5 protein-coding genes are annotated in these 10,875 nt (G+C 63.6%); 2 read left to right on the top strand and 3 right to left on the bottom strand.

Annotated elements, in window-relative coordinates; translation table 11 throughout:
- The coding region (locus tag THIDRDRAFT_RS17400) for a winged helix-turn-helix domain-containing protein (protein WP_007042209.1) at nt 1-568 on the bottom strand (568 nt) is incomplete at its 3' end.
- Between the two features lie 75 nt (nt 569-643).
- Here THIDRDRAFT_RS17400 and THIDRDRAFT_RS27345 point away from each other — a divergent pair.
- Nucleotides 644-811, top strand: coding sequence for an SPASM domain-containing protein (locus THIDRDRAFT_RS27345; protein WP_139058787.1), 168 nt, complete (start codon nt 644-646; stop codon nt 809-811).
- A gap of 87 nt (nt 812-898) precedes the next feature.
- Complete coding sequence (locus THIDRDRAFT_RS25755; RefSeq protein WP_007042208.1) at nt 899-1,645, top strand: class I SAM-dependent methyltransferase; 747 nt, start codon at nt 899-901, stop codon at nt 1,643-1,645.
- Nucleotides 1,646-1,710: 65 nt separating this feature from the next.
- On the opposite strand, the gene THIDRDRAFT_RS17390 is transcribed toward THIDRDRAFT_RS25755, so the two are convergent.
- Both THIDRDRAFT_RS17390 and asnB read right to left on the bottom strand, forming a co-directional pair.
- Nucleotides 1,711-8,961, bottom strand: coding sequence for a non-ribosomal peptide synthetase (locus THIDRDRAFT_RS17390; protein ID WP_007042207.1), 7,251 nt, complete (start codon nt 8,959-8,961; stop codon nt 1,711-1,713).
- 45 nt (nt 8,962-9,006) lie between these two features.
- Complete coding sequence (asnB, locus tag THIDRDRAFT_RS17385; RefSeq protein WP_007042206.1) at nt 9,007-10,872, bottom strand: asparagine synthase (glutamine-hydrolyzing); 1,866 nt, start codon at nt 10,870-10,872, stop codon at nt 9,007-9,009.
- Nucleotides 10,873-10,875 lie beyond the last annotated feature (3 nt).

The following is a 10,875-nucleotide window of genomic DNA, read 5'->3' as shown; positions in this document are numbered from 1 at the left end:
TGATCCAGCCGCAGCCAAGCACCGGATTGTGCTGCGGGTGAACCGCGTCCATGAAGACAATCACGTCCTTTTCGGACTTTTTGTCCTTGAAATCCTGGTACTTGGAGACAAACGCCTCCTGAACCTCGACCGGCTGATGCTTGCCTGGCAGCAGCGTCGGTTTCTTGTAGACGTAGCCGAGGCGATGCAGCAGCGCGTTCATGCCGCTGGGTGTGTAGCGCACGTCCCAGCTTTGCTCGACGTAGCGCGCCACGTCCGCTGCAGTTTGATACAGCGTGCTCTGCAGATGCGCATCCAGCTCACGCAACTGGGTGCTATCGAGCAACGCTTCACTGCCCACATAGCTCATGCGCAGCAGCTCATCAAGGCCGCCCTTCTGGTAGCGCTTGAAATAGCTGCGCACCGTCTCAGGGTCCAGCAGCAGTGCATCGGCAATGTCCTTCACCCCACGACCCTGACCAAGCAGAATGACCGCATTGATGCGGTAAGCTTCGCGGATGTCGCGCACCCTGCGGTGGGCCGCACGCAGCTCAGCCAGCTCTTCATCGCTCAGTCGGTAGTCGTTCATGCCTGGAGATTACCATGGCGGGCAGACGGTTAACGAGGGAGCCTGAGCCGAAAATTCGTATGAAACGGGTATAGTATGGGTGATGTGAGAGCAAGTAGTATCGAAAGTATTTGGCTTGGGGCGGCATTTGAGGCGGTCCGTAATGGCTTTATTAAGGACTCGGAATTGCCGTCTCTTTGCTACAAATGCGATCTTGAACCTTCTTATCAAGAAGTTGGTGAAGTTAGATCGCTGTATTCTTGAAGTTTAAAGAGCTGTTATTGTTAAGGATAATATATGCCGTTTAGTAATTGCGAGCAAATAACACCCGTTGTAAAGGAGATAAGAAGAATGCAGCCCAACTCCGTTTTGGATGTTGGTTGTGGGCTCGGTCTATATGGAATGCTTTGTCGTGTATTTCTGGATTTATATGATGATGAATCCTATATGTCGAAGCTTGATCAGGAGTGTGGCGGAAAATGGAAAGTTCGTGTCGATGGGATTGAAGGTACGGCGGCTTATATCCCGTACATACCTTCCTGGGTTTACGACGATGTGAGTTGTGGTAATGCTCTGGATATTTTGAGAAAATTGGATGATGAATCATACGATCTTGTTTTGGCGCTTGCTATATTGGAGCATTTTGATCGCGATGAAGGGATTGAGTTTCTGTCGCATCTCAAGAGGATAGGGAAGAAGGCGATAATTTCGGTCCCCAAAAAAGTCATGCCGCAAGAAGTTCCAGGCTATCCATACGAGACTCATAGATCTCATTGGACTGACACAGATCTTGCTGCTTGTGGGTTTAATCGCTTTATTCCTCATTTCGGAGCATGGATTGCGATTTATGACCCCGAGATCACCCCTGCGGCCCAATCTGTACGGCAAGCGACGAAAGTAAGGCAAGAACTCAATTTTAGTGGTGTTTCATCTCTTGGTCATGCCTCGCCGAATCCCGATTTTTCCGAGATGGAAAAAGCGTTGGGAGGAATCATGGACTCGCTTTCCGCAATTCATGCACAGCAAGAGATCACGAATAACGAGCGATTAAGCATACGGTTTAGGTTGCGCTCTTTATTGCGTAAATTGAGGCATTGAGCATCGTTTGCTCCATCTCGCTTAGGCCGCCAGTAGCGGCGGCTTGGTCAATGCCTTGGGCGGATTTAGGGTGACAAACCAAGCCGATCCGCCAGATCGTCCATATCCAGTTCGCTCGCCCGGTGCGCGTGGCGTATGCCGCTGGATTGGTCGAGCGCATCGCGTAGCGCCTCGACGAAGCGTTGTCCCTGCTCCTCGTCGATGAGTGCGAGGTCCGCCGTGACCGACAGGTACAGACCCTCCGCGACCCGATGGGCGAGCAGGGCGAGGGCATGTCCGGTGCGGGAGCTCGGGTCGATCGGGTTGCCCAGGCCGTTCCAGTCCACCTGCAGCCGATCTGCCGGGCCGTCGCCGGACAGGTCTCCCAGATAATTGAGCGCCAAGGGGGCCTGTGCGTCGCGCAGATTCCGTCCGTCTTCGTGCATCCAGGCCAGTAGGGCGTGCCCCAGACCTCCTCGCGGCAGTGCCGCGAGTGGATCGTCTCGGGATCCGGCGGTCACATGGACCGGCGTGATGCGGGTGAGCCAGCCGACGAGGTCTCCGGCGGCCGGCATGTGCGCCGGCAGGTCGCGTCCATGGGTCTCGACGTCGATGACGGTCTCGGACCAGCCGAAGACCTGTTGGGCCGCCTCGGTCATGGCCAGCAGCAGCCCGCTGGCGATGGGGTCGCGTCCATTTCTGCGTCCCAGGAGATCCGGGCTCAGTGCGTCATCGGTCAGCGTCATCTCGAAGCGGTGCGTCGCGTTGCGGGCGCTGCCGTTTGGCTTGATCGGCAGACCGAGGGTTCTGCAGACGGCCGCGACCCGGCTCCAGTAGTGCCGCTCGGAGACCGTGGTCGGCGATTGGGCCTCCCGGGCCAGCGCGGCGGTCAAGGCGCCATAGCTGGTCGCGGGCGAGGGCAGGGCGGTCTCCGGCTCTTCGAGCAGAACCGCGAGATCGTTTAGAAGGATCCGCCAGGACAGGAGATCGACGGCCAGGTGGTGTGCGGCGAGGAAGAGACGCTCGCCCGAAGACAGGCGCAGCAGATGGGCGGCGAGGACGCGTCCGGTCTCGGGGTCGAAACCGGCATGCACCTGCTCGGCGAGCCGTTCGAGATAGGTCTCCACCTCCCTTGCACCATGGGTCCGGAGATCGTGCTGCTCCAGCGCGCACCGCGTCCCGGATGGTTCGAGCCGTGCCTGCTGCCGATCCAGCCGGAAGCTCAGTGCCGGATGACGCTTCGTCAGTGCTGCCAGGGCGCGCTCGATGCGGTCCGGTTTCGAGGATTCGGGCAGATCGATGAGGATGGATTGGTTGAACCGTTTGCTGAGGTCACCGTCGCAGCGCGACAGGAACCAGTGTTGAATCGGGTGCAGTGCGATCGGCCCCAGGTGCTCTTCGGTGCGCGTCAGGCTGATGTCACGGGCATGCGGGGCGAGCGCGACGGCGGACTGGTGCTGGAAGATATCGGTCGCCGTGACCTTGAGTCCCTGTTTCCCCAGTGCGCCAACGACGCGAATGGCCGCGATGGAATCCCCTCCGAGCCCGAAGAAGGAGCGATGCGGATCGACCGATGCATGTCCGAGGATCTCGGCGAAGACCTCGGCGATCGTCTTTGCGATCTCCGAGACCTCGCCCGATGCCTCATCGCTCTGTTCGGTTGCCGAGGGGATCAGGTCGGGCAGCTCGTCCCGCGCCAGCTTGCCGCTGACGGTGCGTGGCAGGGTCTCGATCTCGCGCAGGATACTGGGCACGGCGTAACGTGGGAGGTGCTGCAGCGCATAGGCTCGCACAGTGTCGAGAAGGCCGTCGTTTACCTCGCGTGGTGCGCCGCTGGTGTCGAACAGATGCGGGTGCAGTGGCGTGTCACCGAAACCCTGGGGTCTGTGAGGGATGGCGATCTCAAGCGTATGGAGCGTCTTGCCGTCGCGCAGGATCGCGGCGGAGAGTTGAAAATCCGGGTGCAGACCGTCGCTATCCAGTGTGCGGGTCAGGGTCCCCGCGATCCGATCCCCTTTTCTGATCGCGAATCCATCGAGCGAGACCGGGATATAGATCGGCAGCCAGCTCGACGTCGTCTTGAGAATGTCCACCTCGCGGTTCGCGCCTACGTCCAGGGTCAGCCAGAGCAGGAAGCCGGTGAACCAACCGTCACGCAGCGCCTCCAGCGCGATCTCATGCCGGTCCTCCAAGGCCCAGTCCTGCGTGAAATCGAGGCGCTCGAACAGGTCGGATCCGGTGAGTAAGCGCTCCCGATCGAGACGCTTCAGACAGAGTCGCAGGTCGAAGGGGCGCCCTCGCTGCGCGAAGATGTCTCTGACATAGCGCGCGGCCAGGGGCGAGAAGCCGGGCTCGATTGCGCTGGGCGGCAGTTCCAGTGCGGCGATGCGTGTCTCGCTGCGGCGCGGAAGCATCTTCTCGGGAGATTTCAGCAGCGCCCGGGCCGCCTTCAGGATGACCGCCGCGCCTTCGGAGCCCCCGATCGAGCCGACGATCTCCGAGATACACCAATCGACCTTCTCCGGCAGGGTGACTCTGGTCGCGTCGCCCGTGATGATTCGGATCCGATCCTCAAGACCATGCTCGGCGACCGTCGCCCTGGCCCGTTCGGCGATCGCTGGGTTGATCTCGATGGTGTAGACAAGGCGCGCCCCGGCCTCGATGGCCATGCGCGAGAGGATCGCATAGGGTCCCGGTCCGATCTCGACGACGGTTTGGCCTGGCAGATAGCGACGGAACCCTTCCATGTAGCGCGCGTTGCGGCTGCGGTCGGTGGCCATGGCCGAGTAGAGGATATCGTCGTAGACGAAGTCTTCGGCGATCGACGGCCAGAGGCTGGCCTTTGCGGGTTCGCGCAGGATCCAGGCGCCAACCGAGGCATACTGGCCATCCTGACCCAGTGGGGTCACGACGGCCTCGGCGACGCCCGGGGCTCCTCTGAGGGTCGCGGCGACCTCGGCAAGCTCCAGACGCTGACCGGCGACCTTGATCTGGTCGTCGTTACGTCCGGTGAAGATGACCTCACCGTCATCGCGCAGATAGCCCATGTCGCCCGTGCGATAGACGCGGCTTTCGGTTCCGTCCAGACCCTCCGTGAAGGCGGCGGCCGTCAGATCGGGTCGCTTCAGATAACCCCGCGCCAGCCCTGTGCCATAGAGGTGGATCTCGCCCGGTACGCCGACCGGACAGGGGCGTCCCTTGCGGTCGCGAAGGGTGAGGCCGCAGCCCTTGATCGGTGTGCCGATCGGGATCCGAGGTCCCGCCGTCTCGGGTCCGGTCAAAAAGACCGTCGAGCACACCGCGTTTTCTGCGGGTCCATAGGCGTTGAAGAGGCGCAGCCTGGCGCCGAAGCGCCGAGCATCCTCGACGCGTGCCGGCTCGCCGGCCGTAATCAGGGTTTCGAGGCTGTCCGGAAGATGTTCGCCGATGACGGCGAGATAGCTCGGCGGCAGGGTCGCGATGGTCACACCGGTCCGCTCCATGAAATGGCGGAGCACGGGCGGATTCTCGACCGTGGCCTGCGACGGGATCAGCAGCCGTCCGCCAGCCAGCAGTGCGGTGAAGATCTCGGAGATAGAGGCGTCGAACACCGGGGCGGCGAATTGCAGCACGCGGCTGTTCGGTCCGATCCCGAAGAGCGCGATTTGTTCGAGGATCATGTTGGCAACGCCCTGGTGCTCGATCAGCACGCCCTTGGGTTCGCCGGTCGAGCCGGAGGTGAACAGGATGTAAGCCAGTCCCTCGGGGTGCGCTCGATCGATGTCCTCATCGCTCGGGCGCGTCTGACGCACGTCGATCAGGGTCCGCGATGCGGGCGCATCGGACATCGGCAGGCTGGTCAGGACGTAGCGGATCTCGGCCCATTCCAGCGTTGAGTCGATGCGCGCCCGAGGCCAGCGCTCGTCGAGTGCGACATAGGCGCCGCCGGCCTTGAGTATTCCCAGGATCGCGGCGAGGCCCATGATCGAGCGTGCACCCTGCACGGCGACCGCCTCCTCGGGCCTCAGACCACGCGCGAGCAGGTCGCGGGCAATGCCGTTGCCCAGTCGGTTCAGCTCGGCATAGGTCAGCTCGCCCTGTTCGTCCGTAACCGCGATGCGGTGCGCGCAATCATCGACGATGTCCGAGAAGAGTTGGGTCAGGCTCTGCGCCAGGCGTCCTTGACGGCTCTTGTCCAGCCGGGCCACGAGCCCGGCCTGACTGGCGTCATAGGGCGTCAAGTCCGCGACACGCGCCTCGCACCTGGGCGCGAGCTGCTCCAGAATGACCGCGTAATGCCGGGCCATGCGCGCGACTTGATCCGGATCGAAGAGGGCGGTGTCGTAGTTCAAGGCCAGGGCGAAGGTGCCACGCTGACGGTCCTGGGTGACGTGGAAGACGAGGTCGAAGCGGCTGAATCGCCATTCGGTGTCGCGACCCAGTGGGGCCAGCGTGACGCCGGGTAGTTCCAGCTCCGGACGGTCGGCATCATAGAGGACCAAGAGCAGATTGCAGATCGGATTGCGGGAGAGATCCCGCGCTCGGCCCAGATCCGCGATCATGCGCTGGAAGGGCCATTCCTGATGGTCGAGCGCCTCGCGCACGGAGCTCGTCGTGCGATCGATCAGCTCGGCGACCGTCTCCTCGGCATCCAGGCGCACGCGAACCGGCAGGGTATTGGCGAAAAAGCCGATCTGATCCTCCAGGTCCGGATGGTTGCGGCCCAGAACGGGCGTGCCGATCACCATGTCGGATTGACCCGAGCGCTGCTCCATGGCGATCGCCAGCCCGGCCAGCAGTAGATTGAACAGGCTGGTGCCGCGCGCCTGAGCCATCGCAGACAAGCCGTCGCCGAGTGTGCGCGGCAGCTCATGCTGCAGGGTGCGGCCTTCGAACGCTTGGCGGGCCGGGCGTGGCTTCGCCTCCGGCAGGTCGACCGATTCCGGTGCCCCGCTGAGTACATCCCTCCAATAATGGCCGAGCCCCTGGACCGTCTTCTCGTCACACAAGCGCTCGGTCTGCCAGGCGACGACATCGCGATATTGGCGTTTTGGCGGTCGCGTCGGGCCATCCGTGGCATAGGCCTCGCCGAGCAGTCGAACGAAGACGTCGAGCGACGCGCCGTCGCAGACGGCGTGGTGGAAGGTGACGATGAGGATCGTCTCGTGGCTTGCCGGAGCGCTCGCCGCGATGACGCGGAGCAGCGGCGGCTGGGCCAGGTCGAACGGGCGTTCCTGCTCCGCGATCAGGAGCCGGGCCGCTGCCGCATCGACATCCGACGCGTCGGTGAGCCCCCTGCGCTCGATCCGAAACGCCAGATTGCGGTCCAGCATCTGACGCGGCACGGCCTCGATCTCGGTGATGCGGGTGCGCAGGATGTCATAGGCCGCCATCACCGACTGGAATGCCCGTTCGAGTTGGTCGAGATCCAGCTCTGGCCCGGCGCGAAAGCCGTAGCAGAGATTGTAGGCAACCGGGCTCATCCCGATCTGCTGCATGGCCCACAGCTGCTCCTGGGTGTCGGACAAGGCGTCGTGGGGTGCCGGTTCGGCGCGCGGGATCTCGGTCGGGCCTGCGCCCGTTCCAGGGACGATGCGTTCGGCCAGTTTGCGTATCGTCTGGGCCTGGAAGAACTCGGCGATCTTGATGTTGTGCCCGGTGGCCCGAAAGATCTCGCCGACCAGCTTGATGGCCTTCAGCGAGTCGCCTCCGAGATCGGCGAAGGCGGTTTCGACACCGATGCGATCGACCTTAAGGACCTTCCGCCACAGCGCTTCCAGCAGCGCCTCGGTCTCGGTTGCCGCTGCGACCGGTCCTGCAGCGCCGTGGACCAGTGCATCGGGACGCGGCAGCGCCCGTTTGTCGACCTTGCCGTTCATCAGCAGCGGCAGCGCGTCGAGCGGCACGATGAAGCGGGGCGTCATGTAGCTTGGCAAGAGGCTGCCCAGATGCGCCCGCAGCCGGTTGCCGTCGCGGTTGCCCGGGCCGACGAGGTAGGCGATCAGGAATGGGTCGGTCGGATCCTCGCGATTGACGACCACCGTGCACTGCTCGATGTCGGGCGCGGTCCGCAGCGCCAGCTCGACCTCGCCGGCCTCGACCCGATTGCCGGCGATCTTGACTTGCGAGTCGCGGCGGCCGAGACATTCCAGCCGACCGTCCGGCAGCAGGCGTCCCAGATCGCCGCTGCGGTAGATGATGTCGTTCTGCTGTTCGCTGAAGGGATTCTTCTGGAAGACCTCGCGCGTTGCCTCGGGTGCATTGACATACCCCAGAGAGGGAAAGGCGGTGCGGATACAGATCTCGCCGATCTCGCCGGTCAGGGCCGGGCGGTCCGCCTTCAGCACCAATGCGGCCGTGTCGGGTAGACAATGCCCGACGGGCAGGAGCGCATCCGCGACCAGGGCGTCGGTGTCGATCTCGAGGAAGAGCTTGGCCAGTGTCGTCTCCGACGGCCCGTAGAGGTTGACGATGCGCTGCCGGTCACCAGCGACCGCTCGCCAGTCGATCAGGTCGCGGCCGAACAGCGGTTCGCCCGCCAGGAACAGCCACTCCAGCCGGTGCAGAGAGGCGCGCTCCGATTCGGGCTGCGCGGCACGGGCCTGGGTGAGCAGACGCAGGAGGCTGGGGACGCAATGCAGTAGGGTCACGCCTTGCGCCTCGATCCAGCGCAGCAGGCTCGGCGGGTCCGCGATCACCTCGCGCGGCGGGATCGTGACCCTGCCGCCGAGCGTCAGCGGCAGCAGTGTGTCGCGCAGGCTGACATCGAAGGTCACGGGCGCGAGCTGAGCGGTCGTCGTGTCCCTGGTCAGCTGGAAGGTCGTTCGCTGCCAGGACAGGAAATGATCGAGGCTCTTGTGACGCCCCAGGATGCCCTTGGGCTCGCCGCTGGAGCCGGAGGTGAACATGACATAGCTGGGCGCATTGGGCGCCATGGCGTCGATCTGCAGCGTCTCGGACTGCAGTTCCTCCAGATCGATGCGTGCGAGCTCGGGTGCCAGCGAGACGGTCGAGTCCTTGGTCGCGCTCACATGGACCAAGGCACAGGGGCGGGCCTTGTCCAGCATGGCGCGAATGCGGGCTGGCGGAAGGTCCGGGTCGAGCGGCATGAAGGCGCATCCGGACGCGGCGACCCCGAGCATCGCGGCAACCTGCAAGCTGCCCGCGCGACACAGGATCGCGACGATGGCGGGTCCCTGTTCCGGTCTTGGAATCGGGCGCAGCGCCTTGGCAAGGCCGCCGGCGAGTCCCATGAGTTCGCTGTAGGAGACTGAGCGTTTCGCATCCGAGACCGCAACCTTGGTAGGGGCATCGGTCGCCGCCCGCAGAATGGCGGTCCTGTAATCGAGCATCGTCATGGCTTTTTCCCCAGCTCACGTGTGCCGCTCGAAACGCGCGGCCTGTCAGGGTGAAGAGAGATCGAACAGGTCCATCAGCAGCTCCGTGGTCAGGACGATCATGAGATAGTCGTCCTCGTAGGTCTGGCTGATGTCGAATCCCGGTTTCTCGTATTGGGCGCGTAGACGCGCCACGGTCGCTGGATCGAAGACCCCGCGTCTTGCGACGGTGTCGGGCGACAGGAGGTCCAGGATCCAATCCTGACCCCGGCGCAGCAGCCGGGGGCTGCCCTGCGCGACGAAGCTGAATTTGCGCCGCGCGACGAGTTCGGGTGGGAGGTATCTCAGCGCGAGCTGCTTGAGCAGGTATTTCTCCTCGCCGCCGCGCACCATCAGCTCGGGCGGGATGCGACGCGCGACGGCGATCACCTCGGGATCCAGAAAGGGATACCGGGCCTCGACGCTTGCGGCGTAGGCGACGCGGTCGGAGTGATCCGCCAGAAGGTGGTCCGGCAGACGCAGCTTGAGATCCAGATAGGAGCGTTTGTGGAAATCGGACCGCCCGGCCAATTGGCCGAGATCGACCGGCGATGCGGCGAGTGCCGAGAAGTCGTGGCGTCGCGCCGCCAGCTCGGGCGAGAACAGCGCCTGGGTCAGCTCGGCATTGGCCGTGTAGTCGCGCTCGTAGAAGAATCCGCTATCGCCCCAGAGTCGGGCGCGGGTCTCCTCCTCCAGCAGCGCGTCGAGGTCGAGCCCGCCGCTGTCGCGTCGCGTTTGGTCGAGTCGATAGCCGACGTAGCCTCCGAACAGCTCATCGGCGCCTTCTCCGGTCAGGACGACGCGCATGCCTTGCTGCCGCACCAGCCTGGCGAGTGCCAGGGTGCAGGCATTGTAGCTTTCCTTGAGGGCGGTCTCGCCGGCCCAGACCACGTCTCTGAGACTCGACAGCACCTCGTCTTCGTCGAATTCGATCTCATGGTGGGCCGTGCTCAGGCGATCCACCATGAGCGCCTGCCAGCGTCTCTCGTCGATCTCCGGGCGGTTGAAGGTGATCGAAAAGCTGTGTCGGATCTGCTCGGGGGCGATCCTGTGGGTCAAGGCGGCGATCAGCGAGGAGTCCAGACCGCCGCTGACATAGAGTCCCACCGGCACATCCGCCATGAGCCGACGACGCACCGCGCCGGTCAAGGCGGCATCGAGCGCATCGAGCAGCTCGGCCTCATCGGTTTCGGTCTGGGCGCACTCCGCGTGTGTCGGAAACGCATAGTCCCAGTAGCGGATCTCGCGGCAGCGGTCTCCTTCGACCACCAGCAGGTGTCCCGGCTTGAGCGCATGGATCCCCGCGAACAGTGTGCGTGGACTTACCAGGCCGGGAAAGGTCAGGATCTGGTCCAATCCAGCCGGATCCAGCCGGCGCTCGACTTCGGGATGTGCCAATAGCGCCTTGATCTCGGAACCGAAGACGATGCCGCTGGCGGTCTGCGTCCAGAACAGTGGTGCAATCCCGGTCTGATCGCGTCCGAGCACCAGGCGCTCGCGGGTCTCGTCATAGACGGCAAAGGCGAACTGTCCGTTCAGGCGCTCGGCGAGCTGGAGCCCGTCACGAAGATAGAGATGAGGGAGCACCTCCACGTCGCAGTGCGTCGCGAATTCGGCCCCCTGAAGTCGAAGCTCGGCGCGTAGTTCCTGGTGGTTGTAGATCTCGGCATTGGCGACCGAGACGATGCGTCCGCCATCGGCAAACATCGGCTGGTGGCCGCCCGCGATATCGACGATCGCCAGACGGCGGCAGCCCAAGGCCACCCTGTCACCGATCATCAGACCCTCTTCGTCCGGACCGCGATGGACGATCCGCGCCATCATTGACTTCAGGATGGTCTGGGCGTCACCCCGCAGGCCCCCGTGTTGATAGATTCCGGCAATCCCGCACATGGC

This window comes from Thiorhodococcus drewsii AZ1, assembly GCF_000224065.1.
GTDB lineage: Bacteria > Pseudomonadota > Gammaproteobacteria > Chromatiales > Chromatiaceae > Imhoffiella > Imhoffiella drewsii.
Note: the sequence above shows the minus strand (reverse complement) of the source record. Positions and strands in the feature narration are given on the sequence as shown.